The organism is Aminicella lysinilytica (assembly GCF_004362975.1).
Classification (GTDB): domain Bacteria; phylum Bacillota; class Clostridia; order Peptostreptococcales; family Anaerovoracaceae; genus Aminicella; species Aminicella lysinilytica.
Genome location: NZ_SNXO01000013.1, coordinates 22,367 through 39,726, shown reverse-complemented (window position 1 = coordinate 39,726; position 17,360 = coordinate 22,367). Strand labels below are relative to the sequence as shown.

The window sequence follows — 17,360 nt, the reverse complement described above, 5'->3', positions numbered from 1 at the left end:
ATTTTTAAATGCAACGAAAACGATCTACTGATATCACCACATCCTGACATCGTAAACCATATATTTGCTTGAATCCAGTAGTTCCAACGGTTTACAGGGTCATGATCAATTATGTTTTAGACATGGTGTATGTTATAGTTGAATTTCTCAGTGAAAGTATGCAAGTTCCGACAACGAAAATGTTCTTCAAGCATTTTTTCGTTTTCGGAAGTATGTGGATCTATCAGGTTTGTGTACCATAACTTAGTATACTGCGCGCAAGAATCGACTTGATATTTGAGACGATGTGGCGCATTCGGATTTTCTGATGAGGCTTCGCGCAAGAATCGACTTGATATTTAAGGCACTGTGGCGTGTAGCTTGGATTCTCCGTGGTACCGCGCAAGAATCACTTGAATAATAATAACAATGTGGCGTGAAGCCTTAATATCAGTCACTTCTGATAGGCTATCCCGCCACATTGATTTAATTTTATATGGAATTCTTGCACGTCACTCTTATTAAAACCAGCAAGTCGCCACACAGGCTTCATTTTGATCCTGATTCTTGCGCGTGAGACGTTGAAATTACCCGTGCACGCCACATAGGCGACTTTTTAAAGCCGATTCTTGCGGCCACGAAAACAGGCTTCAGTGATTATCTTGTCTAGACTGGCGCCCTTATTTATGCATAAGTTCATGCATAACTGTACCATTGATGGAACAATAGCCAACTGTAACAAAGAAAAAAGAACTGCCGCATTAAGCAACAGTTCTTCTCATTAATGTTACATATGTAAGGATTTACCTATTTACTGATTTACAGCTTTCTTCTCGTCAGCGCCTGCATCAGCGTCAGCGCTGGCCTTTGCCGTTGCATTAGCCTTTGCCTCCGCGCTGGCCTTTGTTGCAGCCTTAAGGTCCGTCTTTACCTTTGTACTGGGTCCAGGCTGTCCTGCGGCTCTGGCCTCAGCGGCCTTCTTCTGTCTCTGCTGCTCAGCTCTACCGCTTTCCTCCCAGATTCTGTCAGCCTCAGGAGCCCAGTTTGCAGCATACTGTTTGCACTTGTCGCAAAGATGCTCAACTGTCTCAGGTGACTCCAGATCCGTAGACTTGGCGCCGCTCTCGTGGACCATCTTCACCAGCATGTCCGGATTCTCAAGCATCGGGCACGGTCTCAGATGGTTGTCGTTGAATGGCTGATTGTTGTGATAAGCCATAAACAGCGGTGAGTGGAGGATCTCCAGCAAAGTGTGATCCTTGATGTTCATATTTGAATAATGGATGAATACGCAAGGTTCAGCGTCGCCGTTGGCGTTGATGTGGAAGTAATTCCTTCCGCCGGCAATACAGCCGCCTACAAATTCTCCGTCATTCTGGAAGTCGAAGGCGAACAAGCCGTCTCCGTCTGTCATATTTCTGACTTCTCTCAGCTTATGATACATGTACTCTCTCTGCTCCTTAGTAGGAAGCAGTTCAGGGGACGCATCATTGCCTACAGGCATATAGTGGAAATACATTGAGAACTGAACGCCCTTCTCGATCTCCATCTTGATGAACTCGTCTGATGTGAGCAGGTCGATGTTATGGCTTGTGTAGCAGACCGATGTGCCGAAGAGGCAACCGTTCTCCTTAAGCAGGTCCATAGCGTGCATTACCTTATTGAACACTCCAGGGCCACGTCTTGCGTCATTGGTGTCCTCGAATCCCTCAAGGCTGATAGCAAGATACATGTTGCCTACGCGCTTCAGGTCCTTGCAGAATTTCTCGTCTACGAGAGTTCCGTTGGTGAAGCATGCAAAAGCGCAATCAGGGTGCATCTCGCAAAGCTTGATCAGGTCGTCCTTACGTACAAGTGGTTCGCCGCCGGTGTACATGTAGAAATGGATGCCCAGTTTCTTTCCCTGTTTGATCATGCTGTCCATCTGCTCTAAGGTCAGATTAAGTTTGTGGCCGTACTCTGCAGCCCAGCAGCCTGTGCATTTCAGGTTGCATGCGCTTGTAGGGTCCATCAGGATCAGCCAAGGCACGTTGCATTTCTGTACCTTCCTGGCGTCTTCCATTACCTTGGTGCCGTAGAACATGGCTTCATAACCGAAGTTCAGGGCAGCTGTCTTCAGGACGTTTCTGTCCAGGTTGTCAACTGCGCGGTTGATATACTTCATCAGAGCGCCGTCTTCGTTCATGATCCAGTCTTCGCCCTTCTTATAGTCGATTTTCACATCGGTCTTGTCGATGTACTTCTGAGCCATTCTGAACAGATCCAATACAGCCTTCTGTCTATCTTTTCCCATTTTCCCATAAGCTATGTCAAATCCCTTCGAAAAAGCTCTTCTTCCTAGTTTATGTTTGATTCCCATTGTCGTTTTCTCCAATCTCTTTCTCTACATAAGTGCATTTAAATACACTTTTCTTCTTAAATTTACCTTATTATATTGCATGGCCATGTAAAAAGCAAACGACAATATAGGCCATTCGTCTAAATTTTAGGCATTTATACTAATCTTTTTGTAATTTTTGACACCTCTCGCAAAGGCCGTAGATGATAGAATTCTTACATTGTATCCTGAAGCCGTGATCCTTGGCCACGTGCTCTGATATCTCATCCATGAACTCACAGTCCAGGTGTATGATCATTCCGCATCTGGTACACTTCAGATGCAGGTGCTCGTCGCACTTATGCTCCCGCTCCACATACTGATATGTGGCCTTGTCGCCTTTCTCGGCCGCGTACTTGATGACATTGCCATCAGCCTCCAGCTTGTCCAGATACCTGTAGATGGTCGTTTTGTTCACGGGGTTCTGCTCGCCCGCCAGATGGTCTTCTATGTCAGAAACGCTGACGGTACGGTCTTTGTTAGACTTGAGAAACTCCATGATCTTAGTGCGATTGTTGGTTTTATATTCATGCTCAGCCATAGTTTTGTTCCTCCTAAAACGTTATACCCAGGACTTCTATCAATATGCCCCAGCCCACGCTGACAACGTACAGGGTGCCGATGACGAGAAGATCCTGCCTGGGGTGTGTATTTTCCCTGCACAAAACCAGCAGCCCTACGCCGGCGCTGCACAAAAGGCCGCTCATCATTGGTCCGGCGCCGATGACGCCTTCCAGGTAAAGCTGGGTGATGACGACGGACGCGGCGCAGTTGGGGATGAGGCCCACTAAGGCCGCCACCAGTTCGCCGACGACCGGCAGGCCCTGGAACAGCGATGATATAGCATCGTGACCCACTGCATTTACGACCACATTGATTATTACCGATATGATGAAAATGAAAATAAGTACTTTCAGTGATCTTACGATTGAGTTGATTATGAGGCTGGCGCCGCAGTTGCAGCCCTCGCCCGGGAGTTCGCCGATGTAGTCCTTAGGCACGTGGCGCTTCCTGGCTATCCAGCCGAAGAAGATCTCCACCAGGAATCCTGAGATCATGCCTATGATGACCTTGGCAACGATGATGCTGACCATGGTCTTGACGGGTACCTGCTCGGAAATGAAAATCGGCAGCATCTCGTCGGATGTTGACAGGTATATGGAAATCAGTGTTCCCAGGGTTATGACCTTGCCCACATAAAAATATGAAGCCGCCGCCGAAAACCCGCACTGGGGTATGGCGCCCAAAAGTCCGCCCCAGATGGGACCGACTTTCCCGGCTTCTTTTATGGCGTTCCTGGCCTTGTCGCTGGCAGCTTTCTCGAGCATACCCATGACGAGATAGGTCACGAACAAAAATGGAAATAATTTTAAACTATCTATGAGTGAATCTGTCAGTGCGTCCAGCATGTGTGTCCTGCTCCTTGGTATGAATTTGCAACTTGGATGTATTTGCAACTCAGTTGCATTTTGTATTATACCACTTATTTACAGTTTGTCAAATGCTGTTACTTGAGTATCCTGTCGACTACGGTCCGAGCCACGTCCTCTTTGCTCATGAGGTCGTACTGGTGGACGTCGTCCGGGGTGATCAATGTCACCAGGTTGGTGTCCGTGCCGAAGCCGGCGCCGTCATCCTTCAGATTATTGGCCACGATCATGTCCACATGCTTCTTGGTCAGTTTGGCCTTGGAATTCTCCACCATGTTCTCAGTCTCCATAGAGAAACCGCATAGGAACTGACCCTCCCGGCGGTTGCCCCCAAGATATCCCAGGATGTCCAAAGTGCGCTTCATAGGCAGCGACAGATCTCCATCGGATTTCTTTACTTTTTGTACGGCTACCTGCAGAGGCGTGTAATCGGAAACAGCGGCCGCCATAATGACGATGTCCGCAGCCTCAGACCTGGCAGTGACCTCTTTGAACATTTCGCCGGCGCTGACAACGTCGACTATATGACAAAACCTAGGCGGCGTAGCGCTTGTGGCTGCTTTCACGAGGATCACGTCGGCACCACGCAACATGCATTCCTTGGCCAGGGCAAATCCCATTTTGCCTGTGGAGTGGTTGGTGATGAAGCGGACCGGATCGATGGCTTCGCAGGTTGCTCCCGCCGTGACCAGGACGCGCTTGCCGACCATGTCCTTAGGGCGTGCGATCTGGCGCTCTATATAATCGAACAAAACCTCGGGTTCAGGCATTTTGCCGGCGCCTGTGTCTCCGCAGGCAAGATATCCGCTGGCCGGCTCTACTACCTGGATGCCGTACTTTTTCAGGCACAAAATATTGTCCTGGGTAGCCGGATTGTCGAACATTTTCGTATTCATGGCAGGCACGACGATCTTAGGGCAGTCGCAGGCCAGGAAGGTTGTGGTCAGCATGTCGTCGGCGATGCCTTGTGCCAGCTTGGCCATGACGTTAGCTGTAGCCGGAGCTACCATGAAGACGTCTGCTTTCTTGGCCAATGCCACGTGCTCGACTTCGTAAGTCCCGTTGCGCTCAAAGGTATCAACCACGCATTTCTGCCCGGTCAGTGTCTCGAAGGTCAGGGGGCTGATGAATTTGCACGCGTTCTCCGTCATGATCACATGGACCTCGGCTCCGGCCTGCTTCAGATGGCTGGCCAGGTACGCGATCTTATATGCGGCTATTCCGCCGCTTACTCCCAACAATACAGTCTTATTTTCCAGCATTTTGATTCTCCTTTATTTTTCCGGCGATCTTGGCCACGGCGTCGTCCAGCAGTTCGTTGACTGACTGAGCCGTGACGCCGGCAACCAGATTGTCGCACATATTCATAGGTATGAGGATGCGAGTGGCCTCGCTCTGAGAAATGGCTAGGGCCATCTTCGGAGTGACCTCGCCCATAAGGGAATCGGCGATGACTATGCCCAGAGGCCCGACGATGAAGTCAGCCTTGCGGCAGCCTACGACAACCGGATTCTCTCCCGTGGCGCCCTCGTCAGCGCCGGCCTTCAGCATGGTGGCCGTTGCTACGCTGTTGGTTCCCACCGCCAGTATCTCTGCTCCGGCAAATTTCCCGCGCAAAGCCTCCACCAGCTGTTTCCCAAGGCGTCCGCCCTGTCCGTCTATTACAAGTATGACCATTACTTTTCTCCCTTCGAATCGGAGTCGCCATGTGCGTTAGCACGGGTGTTGGCCCTGGCGCCGGCTTTGGCGGTCGCTCCGCCTCCGGCAACCACTCCGCCTTTGGCACGAGCCTCATCAAGGCTCAAGTCCTCTGCCCTGGCCATTTCTGCCAGATCGTCGAACTCCGCCTTCCTCCTGCTGACGCCGTACCCGCTGCAGGTCTTCACCCGCAATCCGTCTCTATCTTCAGTATATCTGTCAAGGACGTATCTGTCAAAGTCCTGCCGCCTGATGCCGGCAGTCTTGGTATGTTTGAACATGGCCTTCGCCATAGCGTCTGCGTCCTCGGCCCTGCAAAGGCAGGACAATTTCACGGCCGGTCTGGATTTCTTCATTACTATAGGAACAAAATATACATCGACTGCCCCGGCCGTAAGGAGTCGCTCCATGGCGAACCCCAGCTCTTCGCCGGTCATATCGTCGATATTTGCCGAAAGTTCGCAGATTTTATCGGTGCTCGTCCCATTAGCGCTGGCGCAATGGGTAACAGTCGAACTGTCGCCATTGCCGCCGCTCGTATCCCCCAGGAACACCCTGACGATGTTTGCCTTAGGGTCGAAATCCTTATTACCGACTCCAGTACCTGAATCTATGAGCTTCATCTGTGGTTGCTGTCCGTAAGCAGTCGCAAAATGTTGTAATATGGCGGCCCCTGTCGGAGTACATAGTTCTCCGTCGGTTCCATCGCTATAATACTCAGCGCCTTTCAGTATCTCCGCCGTTGCAGGCGCCGGAACGGGAAGTATCCCGTGAGCGCACCTGACTGTGCCGCTGCCAGTGTTTATCGGCGATACGATTATGCGATCTGCACCAATGGCCTCTATAAGCATGCAGTTTCCAACAACATCGGCAACTGCGTCCATAGCTCCGACTTCGTGGAAATGGATCTGGCTCACAGGCTCTCCGTGAACAGTGGACTCCGCGTCGGCGATAGCTTTATATATTGCCTTAGCGTCAGTACGGACTCTATCTGAAATGTCGATTCCGTCGATTATTGCTTCAATGTCGGCCAAACTGTGGTGTTCATGATGGTGATGGTCGTGGCAGTGGTCATGGCCATGATGGTGGTCATGGTCTTCATGGTGATGACCATGGTCGTGGTGATGGTCGTGGCCCTCTTCCTCGCCTTTGACCAGAACGTGAACGTGAGTGCCAGTGACCCCGCACTTAGCCGCCTTCTCCGCAGAAATCGCGACCCCCGGGATCGCAAGCTCAGATATTTTTTGTGCGAGACCCTCCGGCGCAATTTCCAGCAGCGCGCCCATGAGCATATCCCCGGCCGCGCCCATATTACATTCTATATACAATGTTTTCATTTGCTTTCCTCCATGTGGTTTATCATGCTGGCAAGATAGCCGGCGCCGAAGCCGTTGTCGATGTTCACGACGCTGACGCCGCTGGCGCAGGAATTGAGCATAGACAAAAGCGCTGTCACGCCGCCGAAGGCCGTACCGTAGCCGATGCTTGTAGGCACTGCAATCACAGGGCAGGCGGCCAGTCCGCCAACGACGCTGGCCAGAGCACCCTCCATGCCTGCAATGGCGATAATGACCCGGGCTTTCATTATGGAGTCCGTGTGGCTGAGAAGCCTGTGGATTCCTGCAACGCCCACATCGTAGATGCGCTCTACATTGTTGCCCAGAGTCTCCGCCGTGACAGCCGCCTCTTCGGCAACGGGAATGTCGCTGGTGCCTGCGGTTATTATCAGAATATTACCTCTCACATCCGGCTCCATCTGTGCGCCGACTACTGCCGAATGGCCATCCGGAAAGTACTCAAAAGGCACGTCCTTGGTAAAAGCCTCTGCCGCTGCTTCTGACATGCGTGTAATGAGTATGGCCCGCTGTCCGCCTTCCCACAAAGTGTGGGCTATGCGGTCTATCTGCTCGGGTGTTTTGCCGGCGCCGTAAATCACCTCGCCGACGCCCTGTCGCAGAGCCCGGTGGGTGTCCAGATTTGCTATGTCTATATCTGTAAATGGCTCCATTCTAAGCTTGAGCACGGCGTCGTCAACAGAAGTGTCCCCTGCGGCCACCTGCTCCAGCAAAGTTTTTACCTGATTTTTATCCATGAGCGTTTCCTTCCTATATATGGGCGCTGTCCCTAAGCGCCTGCGTTTGCGGTAGACATGGGCGCTGTCCCTCAGCGCCTGCGTTTGCGGTCGGCATGGGCGCTGTCCCTCAGCGCCTGCGTTTGCGGTCGACATGGGCGCTGTCCCTCAGCGCCTGCGTCCGACCAGGTCCAGGACCACATCCTTGAAATATGGCTTGAGGCCCAAGACGATTTCCTCATTTAATTTAACTGCCGAAACCATCTGGCATTCCGGTATCTGCAATAGACCGATATCCCCACGCTTTCTGACGCGAAAATCCGAGAAACCCATCATGCGCAAAACATCCTCTGCTCCTTCGATCCTGCGCAGGGTTTTATCGGTGATCTCTTCGCCCTCGGGTATCCTGGTCGCGAGGCAAGCGTACGATGGTTTGTTCCATGTGAACAAGCCGGCCTCCTTGGAAAGAGCCCTGATGTCATCCTTTGTCAGACCGCAGTCCCGCAAAGGCGACAAAACCTTCAGCTCGCCGAGGGCCTTGGTCCCCGGCCTGTCGCCTGCATCATCGGAAGCGTTGGTGCCATCTATGAGAACCCCGTAGCCATCCTTTGCGGCCCGATCCGCCACCGCGCCAAAAATATGCCTTTTGCAGTAATAACACCGGTCGGATGGATTGGAGGCTACTTTTGGTTCGGAGAGAACGTCACACTCCAACACCTTCAGCTCCGCGCCCACATGCTCGGCCAATTTCAGCGCGTCATCTAACTCGAACTGCGGCTGGAACTGGCTCTTGACGTAGTAAGCGCCTATGTCTGCCCCGGCCTCTTTGGCGGCATAGAGCAGATATGAAGAATCCACCCCGCCGGAAAATCCAAGGGCTACCTTATTATTCGTTTCGAAAAATTCCTGTATATTCATCGTTGTCCCCCTCTAATGTAATTAAGAATAAAGCAAGCCATGATAAAAATCAAGGACTATCGGCAAAAAATGCAGACGGATGTGGTCGGGTTGACGGACTTGGTCGGGTTGACGGATGTGTTTTATGACAAAACACGATTTTTGCCTCTTAGAATCCGAATTTTCAACTTTGGAAAGTGGCTATACATTAATTATGCAAAGAATATACAAATTTGCTAATCATAGGATAACCAGATGCGTGCTGATTGTATCAATGTTCAAACGGAAGTCCTTATGAAACCTGTTATCATCCATTATTTATAGTGGAAATCGTTAAAACCCACACCAATATTATACCACAGTTCATTTATCAATCATTGATTCTGATTTTTGATGCCTAAAATGCCAATTTATTATAACGTATACTGGTGATTTTATCAAAATCAGTTCAAGTTCCATTTTCGACGAATAATAATTAGTATTTAGTACCGTTAAGTTATCCACTTGACGCATCGACCTGGCAAGTGATATAATCTTACCATAAAAGTCACGAAGACTTTACACACCCACGAAGGGAAAAAACTATTTTTTTGTAGTACCCTGAGTGGGTTTTTTGTTGGAGGTAATCAATGCACATTCCTGATGGATATATGGCGCCGGAAACTACGATCCCGGTGCTGGTGGGTATGGTCCCTGTGTGGGCCGTGGCCGCAAAAAAGGTCAAAGAAAAGGTCGGCGAGAAGAATCTGCCGACGCTGGCTTTAGGCGCAGCGTTCTCATTTACTATAATGATGATGAACGTCCCTGTGGCCGGCGGCAGCTCGGCCCATGCAGTGGGCGCTGTGCTAATAGCTATAATGCTGGGTCCCTGGGCGGCGACTATTGCCGTGTCATCGGCCTTGCTCATTCAAGCCCTCGTCTTCGGCGATGGGGGCATACTGGCTTTCGGCATGAACTGCCTAAATATGGCCGTAGTCATGCCTTTCGTGGGCTACGGCGTCTACCGGCTCATCAGCGGCAAAAAGTCGGCTGCAGTTGCTAAAGCCGGGGAGTACATAGGTGCCGGGGTCGAATATAGCCGAACAAAGTCAACTGCAGTTGCTTTCGGCAGTAGTCGCAGTATCATTGCTGCAGCCATAGCCGGATTTGTCGGTCTCAACGCGGCCGCCCTGCTGGCGGCTGTGGAATTCGGCATCCAGCCTCTGCTCTTCACCGGGGCTGATGGCGCAGCCCTCTACTGTCCGTATCCGCTGTCGGTTTCGATTCCGGCTATGATGTTCGCCCATATTCTGGTGGCCGGGCCTATTGAAGGAGTCGTCACGGGAGCGGCCATAGCATATATCGCAAAAGCCGCGCCGCAGATGTTCGTCAGCGGCGACGTGTCTGTGGAAAGGCAGTCTTTCCTCAAAAGATACAAAGCCTTACTGATCCCTCTCGGTATCCTGGTGATTCTGACACCCCTTGGCCTCATTGCCCAGGGAACTGCCTGGGGCGAATGGGGAACCGACGAAATCAAAAAAACTCTCGGCTATGTGCCTTCAGGTTTCGCGTCTATGGCTGACTGGTGGAAATCTATTCTGCCCGATTATACAGTGAAGATATTCGGTAACGGAGCCGCCGGCTCAATTACCGGCTACGTTATCTCCGCCGTCGTAGGCATACTGCTCATCGCAGCCCTGATCTTCGCCCTGTCACTATTCGTTAAAAAATCCAGGAAAGGTAATGTAGCCCGTGAACAGACCAGATAAAATCTACGGAAAAGGTTTCGTCGGAAAGACTCTGAGCCGCTTCGCTCAGCTCTTCGAGAACGAATTATATAATGAGAGGTACGCGGCCGGTGACGGCCTGCTCCAAAGCATGGACCCGCGGATCAAAGTCCTAGTAGTACTGGCATTCATGGTTTTCATCGGTTTCACGGACAACTGCATAATTCTGGTGGCGGCAGGCACCGTATCCGCTCTCTACGCAGCCGCATCGGCCCTGCCGCTTCGGCCGTATCTGCGCCGGACCTGGCTGTATCTGCCAACATTGATTTTCATTTTGAACCTGCCCGGCGCATCCAGCCTGCTAACCGGAGGCACGCCGCTTTTCTACATTATTCCTGCGGGAAATTTTGTGCACGAGGGTGTGTACTTCTCCACGGCCGGCTTGAATATGGCCCTGCGGATAGCTTTGCGCACGGGAGATTCCATGGCCTTCGCCTTTCTTTTGCTCATGACGACCAGGTGGTCCGACCTGACCTGCGGCCTGCGGCGGATGCACCTGCCGGAGATTTTCGTTTCGATCCTGAATATGGCCTACCGCTACCTTTTTCTCATTGCGGAAACGGGCACGGACATGATGCAGGCGCGACACATGCGAACAGTGGGCGCCATTAAAAGCGCCGACAGCCGTCGATTCGTCAGCAGCCGTGCGGGGCAGCTTTTTATACGGGTCCACTCCATGAGCGACGACATTTACGGTGCTATGAAACTGCGGGGCTACGATGGCAGCCCTGTGAATCTGCGAGAGCTGCGGACGGGGGCTGCTGATTGGCTTTTCGTCTTGGTCAACGTGATAATACTTGTGATTTTAACTATTGGAGGTTATGTTTTTTGAATATTTTCCAGCTAAAAAATCTGAATTTCTCATATTCGATGAGGCCTGAGGTCTTGACTGGGCTGAATTTTTCCGTGGAGGCCGGCGAACGGGTCTGCATACTCGGCGCCAACGGCTGCGGCAAATCCACGCTCCTGAAAATCCTGGCGGGGCTTCTGTCTCCTACGGCGGGCGAGTTCTTCGCTTTCGGGAACAAAATGGACCCTGCGGTGCTTTCCCGGGACGAATCAAAGGTTTATCACAGGCGGGTCGGCTATGTTTTTCAGGATTCTGACGTACAGCTTTTCTGCAGTAATGTCAGGGAGGAGCTGGCCTTCGGGCCCTTACAGCTGGGGCTCTCCCATGACGAGGTCATGGCCAGCGTGAACCGAATGGCCGAATCCCTTGACATAACAAAGTTACTCGACAAAGCGCCTTTCCACCTGAGTGGCGGTGAGAAAAAGAAGGTGGCCATAGCCAGCACTCTGATTCTGGATCCAGAGGTACTTATTATGGATGAACCTACTAACGATCTGGACCCACGTTCCCAGACATGGCTGCTGAAACTGCTACACAGAGATATGGCTAGCGGTGACGCTGGCCGCAAGCCCCATGCCAGCGATTTATTAGACGGCAGCAAGCCCCATGCCAAAACTCTTATTTTTTCCACGCACAACCTGGAACTTGTGCCACACATTGCAGACAGGGCCCTTTTGTTCAATGAAGATCATCAACTATGCGCCGACCTGCCGGTCCGCGAACTCCTGCAGCGGGTAGATCTGCTCCGCAGCGTGAACCTGGTAGACGAGCACTTCCACACGCATCCGTGGGATTTTGAATAGATTTGAGGTTAGCGTAAGCCCTCTGCGATTAGCGGAAGCCCTCTGCGATTAGCGGAAGCCCTCTGCGATTAGCGGAAGCCCTCTGCGCACGTATTGGCCCAATATCTGGAACGATAGTGCGAATTTTTTATTATTGTAAACCAATATCGCACTTATTGACCGATTCAAATAGGTCGAGGTGCGCGCCAATGGATGCATTACCCATTATTTCCATTATTTAGCAGTATATCGTGACTTAAACGCACTTCCTGGTCTTTGAAACGGGCTATAAGTGCACGGATAATCGTTGGAATTCCAATATGCGCACCTCCATGCTCTGAGAATGGCTGATAAGTGCGGAAATGAAATTTGGAATTCCAAAAACGCACCTTGATTCCTTGATATGAGGCTATACGTGCGCAGACGCACGTTTACAACCAAATAGCTAATAGGAAGTGCGCGACCACCAGTCACCAAGCGCCAGCGTGTTGACTTACCTGTTGACTTACCTGTTGACTTACCTGTTGACTTACCTATTGCTTTACTTTCTTCTGGTTTTATGGTATATTTTCATAGTAATTAAATAAGACAGTTCGTGACCATCCTGTCTGAAAACAAAACTACGGGAACAATGCAATTTTAATGCGCGCGTTTTCCGTGCGCATTTTTATTTTGACTGAGCTGCCAGTGAGATACTGCGGACGTGAAACGAAAGCGTGGAGCAAGATGCATGCCACGACTGAGAATTGATGGAGGAAATTTATGCGTAATGAAATAATACTTATAGTGAGCCTTGTCTGTATATATACGGCAGTGGTTCTGTTATATAGATTTCTTGGGAAAACCGGACTCTTCATGTGGACTGTCATCGCCACCATCGCCGCCAACATCGAAGTGCTGATACTGGTGCGCGCCTTTGGCATGGAAATGACCTTAGGCAACATTTTGTTCGCGTCGACTTTCCTGGTGACTGACATTCTCAGCGAAAACGAAGGCAAGCGCGAGGCCGACCGCGCGGTGACCATCGGCATTATCACAAGCATCGCATTCATACTGATTTCCCAGTCATGGTTTTTGTACGCGCCGGCGTCCGACGACTGGGCTGCTCCGGCCATCCGCTCAGTCTTCTCCAACACGCCGCGGTTGATGCTGGTAAGCATTGGGGTTTACGCAATCGTCCAGGTTTTCGATGTCTGGGCATACCACAAAATATGGGCTCACACGAGTCGCCTTTTCGGGGATTCTCACCGGGGTCTGTGGATTCGAAACAACTGTTCAACGCTGGTATCGCAGCTTTTGAACACGGTGCTTTTCAACTTCGGCGCATTCTGGGGACTGCACAGCGTTTCCACGATTCTGGCTATCTGCGTTTCCAGCTATGTGATCTTCATCGCCACGAGCCTGCTGGACACGCCGGCGGTGTATATAGCGCGAAGATGGCATGAGAAGGCGGGCGCTGCCAGTTAGATTTTGTTGCCAAGGGTTATGCCGGTGTTGAAGTATGCGCGGAGTTTCTGACAAAAATTCCCATAGCACCTGCCATTATTATAAAATATGGGAATATCGCGATGCGATATTCCCTACCAATTCATTAGAAAAGCGCCCCATAAAGGGCGCTTCCTTATCCTAATTTATTTTCCGCAGGATGCTTTTGCTGTTGAGCAAAGTTCTGCGAAGCCTTTCTCATCGTAAATAGCCATTTCTGAAAGCATCTTACGATTGATTTCGATTCCGCTCTTCTTAAGACCATCCATGAGTCTGCTGTATGAGATGCCATTCTTTCTTGCACCGGCATTGATCCTTGCGATCCACATTTTTCTGTAGTCTCTCTTCTTGAGTTTTCTACCTGTGTACGCTGATCTCAAGGCTCTCATAACTGCTGGATTAGCAGCCTTGAACACCTTGCTCTTCTGGCCATAATAACCTTTGGCCATCTTCAAAATTTTCTTATGTCTCTTATGGGCGTTAACACCCTTTTTTACTCTTGCCATTTTTCTTACCTCCTAATACTACGACTACTTCGCCATTGACCTTAACATTCTCTTATGATCTGCCTTGCCCAATATAGTTGATTTACGCAGACCCTGTTTTCTCTTTGGCGTTTTCTTTGTAAGAATATGGCCCTTGAAAGCCTTATGCCTTGAAATTTTTCCTGATCCGGTTACATGCAGTCTTTTGCAGGCGCCTCTATGAGACTTCATCTTATTCTTTGCCATTTTGTAATTTCCTCCTATGCTAACTATTTTTCTTCGTTATCCTTTGGCTTCTTCTGCTTGTCTACAGGTTTAGGCGACAAAAACATTGTCAGACTTCTACCCTCGAAAGCAGGCTTTTTGTCCATGACGCTGACCTCGCTGCATACTTCTGCAAACTTTCTCATAACGTCGCGACCTTTATTTACGTAATCACGTTCGCGTCCTCTGAAGCGGAGGCTAACCTTTACCTTATCGCCTTCCTTAAGGAATTTGGTAGCAGTGTTGGCCTTCACAAGGATGTCGTGCTCTTCAATAAAAGTGCTGAGCCTGATTTCCTTGACCTGAACGGTCTTCTGTTTCTTCTTGGCTTCCTTCTCGCGTTTCTGGAGTTCATAGCGGTATTTACCGTAATCCAGAATCTTGGCAACAGGCGGTTTGGCATTCGGTGAAATTTCAACCAGGTCTAGGTTCTTCTCATCTGCCTTGGCCAGGGCATCGTTCCGACTCATGATTCCAAGCATTTCGCCATTGTCATCGAGAACTCTTAATTCCTTCGCACGAATCTCTTCGTTGATTCTACTTTCCTTGCTAATTTTCTTTACCTCCTACTAAAAAACGGATACCTAAAGTATCCGCCAAAAAAACAAACGTATTACGTTGTTCTCACTTATTAACCCGACAAACACGATAGTCTGAAAGGTGAGAAGCGGATAACTTCTTCTTAATCACTCAACAAGTATACCATTGCAAGCAAGCCATGTCAAATGTTTTTTTGTTGGTCCTGCGATTGCAATCAGGTTGATTTTTGAGTATAATTGACAATATTAGGAGGGTGCGCAAAATGGCAACTGATAATAACGTTCAATCTATCGACAGGGCTCTGGATATCATCGAAGTACTGTCTGATGAAAGCGAGGGTCTCGGCGTCACCGAGATTGCAAACCGCATAGGCCTGCATAAGAGCACGGCTCACCGCATCATCACCACTATGACTAACCGTGGCTACCTGAACAAAAATAAGTCTGGCAATTATCAAATCGGCCTGAAGCTTATCGAGGCGGTCAGTTGCTACATAAACAGCCTGGAACTTCAGACGGAGGCCCGCCCTTATATTGCAAAAATCACCGGGGAATTGGGTCTCACCAGCCATCTGGGAGTGCTGGATGGAGATCAGGTGGTCTACATAGAAAAAATGGACGTCTTTTCTAATGTCCGCATGTACTCACAGATTGGCCTACACGTCCACGCCTATTCCTGCTCTCTCGGCAAGTGTCTCCTATCGAACTACTCGGCTGAAGATTTGCGCAAGATCATGGCCAACTGCAGTTTCACAAGGTTCACGAACAAAACGATCTGCTCTATTGAGGATCTTATGTCGGACCTTGAGCTGGTGCGCAAGCGTGGCTGGGCTATTGACGATGAGGAGTCCGAGGTTGGCCACCGATGCATCGGAGCGCCTATTTACGATTATAGGGGCGACATTATCGCGGCTATTTCTGCCAGTGGTCCTACTACGGTTTTCACACCTGACCGAATCGATCAGGTGAGTTCTTATGTTAAGGCCCAGGCGATGGAAATATCTAAGAGCATGGGCTATGTGGGGTAGGCGATTTCCGCAGCCCGTTTGTCCTCGTGTGCGAACAAACCCTGACGACTCGCTCGTCAAGAGGCAGAACACGTTACGAACTTGGCGAAATATAAAAAGTCTCCTTCGAAATCACTGCCTGTGGAAATTGCCTACCTGGTTGAAAGAATCCTTGGTTTTGGTAAAGAGTCCCAGGTTTTAGCTTGGCATATGGTTTACCAGGTCTATCATAAATGCATAGTATAAGGCCCGGGGCTTCTGCCCCGGGTCTTGTCATTAATGTTATTCTGTTTTGCTGATTATAATATATTCTTCAGTACTATTGTCTTGACTCTGGTCATCTCATCGAAGGTGGAGAATACGCCCTCGGTGCCGATGCCGCTGTGCTTCCAGCCGCCGAATGGCTGCTCGAAAGCCCTGAAGAAGCTTGCGCCGTTGATTACTGCGCCGCCTGCTTCCATAGCAGTAGCTACCTTGAAAGCTCTCTTCTGATCTCTGGAGAATACGCAGCTTGACAATCCGAAGATGGAATTGTTAGCGATCTCGATGGCTTCCTCATCAGTATCAAATCCGATTACAGGAACTACCGGTCCGAAGATCTCCATGTCCTTAGCTACATCTGCCGTCTTAGGTACATCTACGATTACAGTCGGCTCATAGAATGCGCCGTCTCTGTGACCGCCCATAATGATCTTGCCGCCCTGCTCTACAGTTCTGGCGACCTCGCCTTCGACTTTGACAGCAGCCTTCTCGCTGATCAGGCAGCCGATCTGAGTGCTCTCGTCAGAAGGCATTCCTACCTTCAGCTTCTTGATGCGCTCAACAGCCTTCTTAGCGAACTCATCCTTCAGAGAATTGTGGATCAGGAATCTCTTGCTTGCGCAGCAGACCTGCCCTGTATTATACATTCTGCCCCAGACCAGTTCTTCAACTGCCAGATCTACGTCGCCGTCATCAAGTACGATGAAAGCGTCGTTTCCGCCAAGTTCAAGAGCTGAGTGAGTCAGGTTGCCGGCCGCTATTTTCGCTGTATCGATGCCGACCTCTGTGCTTCCGGTCAGAGTTACCAGATGTACTCTAGGGTCAGCAACTGCAGCAGATTTAACTGCGCCAGGTGCTGTCAGGCACTGGATCGCTCCGTTTGGAACGCCAGCCTCTACGAGAAGCTCCGTCAGTTTCATCAGTGTCAGAGGATTGTCTGACGACGGCAAAACGATGGCTGCATTACCCATCATCAACGCCGGGGCTACCTTTTGATCAAAAAGATCGCAAGGGAAGTTGAACGGTATGATGCAGGCAACGACTCCGATAGGCTCGCGGGTGACCATCTGGATATTTTTGTCCTGGCCCTGCTCGGTACCCTGGGGGATGATGCTGCCGTAGTAATGTTTGGCGTGCTCAATGAAGCCGGAGAAGCCGATTGGAATGTTGCCGATCTCGCCTCTGGCCTCGCTTATAGGTTTGCCGTTTTCTGCACAAAGGGTCTGGGCCAGGTCTTCCTTATTAACTTCTACCAGGTCCAGGAATTTTCTCAGGACCTGAACTCTCTGCCATACGGGGATCTCTGCCCATATCTTCTGACCTGTGACTGCCGCATCGACAGCCAACTCGATATCTTTTTCCGTTGCCTTAGGCACTGCCTCAATGACCTTGCCTGTTGCCGGATCTGTTACGTTGAAAGTCTTGCCGCTTTCGCTGTCGACTTTCTTTCCGTTTATAATCATTTTCAT

The 17,360-nt window shown here is 50.3% G+C and carries 17 protein-coding genes; 5 read left to right on the top strand and 12 right to left on the bottom strand.

What is annotated here, in order from left to right; translation table 11 throughout:
- Positions 1-790 precede the first annotated feature (790 nt).
- The 8 genes from EV211_RS04775 to larE form a co-directional block, all read right to left on the bottom strand.
- Entirely contained in the window at positions 791-2,338 is a 1,548-nt protein-coding gene (locus EV211_RS04775) for a radical SAM protein (RefSeq protein ID WP_133528282.1), read from the bottom strand.
- Between the two features lie 139 nt (positions 2,339-2,477).
- On the bottom strand, positions 2,478-2,897 hold the full coding sequence (locus EV211_RS04770) for a Fur family transcriptional regulator (protein WP_133528281.1): 420 nt from the start codon (positions 2,895-2,897) through the stop codon (positions 2,478-2,480).
- Positions 2,898-2,910: 13 nt separating this feature from the next.
- Positions 2,911-3,765, bottom strand: coding sequence for an arsenic efflux protein (locus EV211_RS04765; protein ID WP_133528280.1), 855 nt, complete (start codon positions 3,763-3,765; stop codon positions 2,911-2,913).
- 98 nt (positions 3,766-3,863) lie between these two features.
- Complete coding sequence (coaBC, locus tag EV211_RS04760; RefSeq protein WP_133528279.1) at positions 3,864-5,048, bottom strand: bifunctional phosphopantothenoylcysteine decarboxylase/phosphopantothenate--cysteine ligase CoaBC; 1,185 nt, start codon at positions 5,046-5,048, stop codon at positions 3,864-3,866.
- Positions 5,035-5,463: a DUF3842 family protein gene (locus tag EV211_RS04755; RefSeq protein WP_133528278.1), complete on the bottom strand. Its 429-nt coding sequence runs from the start codon at positions 5,461-5,463 to the stop codon at positions 5,035-5,037. Before EV211_RS04755 ends, coaBC begins: the two co-directional genes overlap by 14 nt.
- Positions 5,463-6,821 (bottom strand): nickel pincer cofactor biosynthesis protein LarC, encoded by a 1,359-nt coding sequence (gene larC, locus EV211_RS04750; RefSeq protein ID WP_133528277.1) that lies wholly within the window; start codon positions 6,819-6,821, stop codon positions 5,463-5,465. The genes EV211_RS04755 and larC overlap by 1 nt, the downstream gene beginning before the upstream one ends.
- Positions 6,818-7,576, bottom strand: coding sequence for a nickel pincer cofactor biosynthesis protein LarB (gene larB, locus EV211_RS04745; protein WP_133528276.1), 759 nt, complete (start codon positions 7,574-7,576; stop codon positions 6,818-6,820). Before larB ends, larC begins: the two co-directional genes overlap by 4 nt.
- Before the next feature lie 147 nt (positions 7,577-7,723).
- A complete protein-coding gene (gene larE / locus EV211_RS04740; protein ID WP_133528275.1) occupies positions 7,724-8,473 on the bottom strand; it encodes an ATP-dependent sacrificial sulfur transferase LarE in 750 nt (249 codons plus the stop codon).
- A 608-nt stretch (positions 8,474-9,081) separates the two neighbouring features.
- Between larE and cbiM the strand changes: the two genes are divergently transcribed.
- The 4 genes from cbiM to EV211_RS04720 all read left to right on the top strand — a co-directional run bounded on the left by cbiM (position 9,082) and on the right by EV211_RS04720 (position 13,317).
- Positions 9,082-10,200: a cobalt transporter CbiM gene (cbiM, locus tag EV211_RS04735; protein ID WP_133528274.1), complete on the top strand. Its 1,119-nt coding sequence runs from the start codon at positions 9,082-9,084 to the stop codon at positions 10,198-10,200.
- Positions 10,184-11,050, top strand: coding sequence for a cobalt ECF transporter T component CbiQ (gene cbiQ, locus EV211_RS04730; RefSeq protein WP_133528273.1), 867 nt, complete (start codon positions 10,184-10,186; stop codon positions 11,048-11,050). Before cbiM ends, cbiQ begins: the two co-directional genes overlap by 17 nt.
- A gap of 53 nt (positions 11,051-11,103) precedes the next feature.
- Positions 11,104-11,871 (top strand): energy-coupling factor ABC transporter ATP-binding protein, encoded by a 768-nt coding sequence (locus EV211_RS04725; protein WP_243108546.1) that lies wholly within the window; start codon positions 11,104-11,106, stop codon positions 11,869-11,871.
- 741 nt (positions 11,872-12,612) lie between these two features.
- Positions 12,613-13,317, top strand: coding sequence for a queuosine precursor transporter (locus EV211_RS04720; RefSeq protein ID WP_133528271.1), 705 nt, complete (start codon positions 12,613-12,615; stop codon positions 13,315-13,317).
- A 164-nt stretch (positions 13,318-13,481) separates the two neighbouring features.
- On the opposite strand, the gene rplT is transcribed toward EV211_RS04720, so the two are convergent.
- Genes rplT through infC form a run of 3 tightly spaced genes read right to left on the bottom strand, consistent with a single transcriptional unit; the run spans position 13,482 to position 14,620 of the window.
- On the bottom strand, positions 13,482-13,841 hold the full coding sequence (gene rplT, locus EV211_RS04715; protein ID WP_133528270.1) for a 50S ribosomal protein L20: 360 nt from the start codon (positions 13,839-13,841) through the stop codon (positions 13,482-13,484).
- A gap of 24 nt (positions 13,842-13,865) precedes the next feature.
- Positions 13,866-14,066 (bottom strand): 50S ribosomal protein L35, encoded by a 201-nt coding sequence (gene rpmI / locus EV211_RS04710; protein ID WP_133528269.1) that lies wholly within the window; start codon positions 14,064-14,066, stop codon positions 13,866-13,868.
- Between the two features lie 23 nt (positions 14,067-14,089).
- Positions 14,090-14,620 (bottom strand): translation initiation factor IF-3, encoded by a 531-nt coding sequence (gene infC, locus EV211_RS04705; protein WP_442866704.1) that lies wholly within the window; start codon positions 14,618-14,620, stop codon positions 14,090-14,092.
- A 266-nt stretch (positions 14,621-14,886) separates the two neighbouring features.
- Here infC and EV211_RS04700 point away from each other — a divergent pair, with 266 nt between their 5' ends.
- A complete protein-coding gene (locus EV211_RS04700; RefSeq protein WP_133528267.1) occupies positions 14,887-15,651 on the top strand; it encodes an IclR family transcriptional regulator in 765 nt (254 codons plus the stop codon).
- 278 nt (positions 15,652-15,929) lie between these two features.
- Here the strand turns inward: EV211_RS04700 and EV211_RS04695 are convergent, their stop codons facing one another.
- The gene (locus EV211_RS04695) at positions 15,930-17,360 is read right to left on the bottom strand and encodes an aldehyde dehydrogenase family protein (RefSeq protein ID WP_133528266.1); all 1,431 of its coding nucleotides are present in this window, start codon (positions 17,358-17,360) and stop codon (positions 15,930-15,932) included.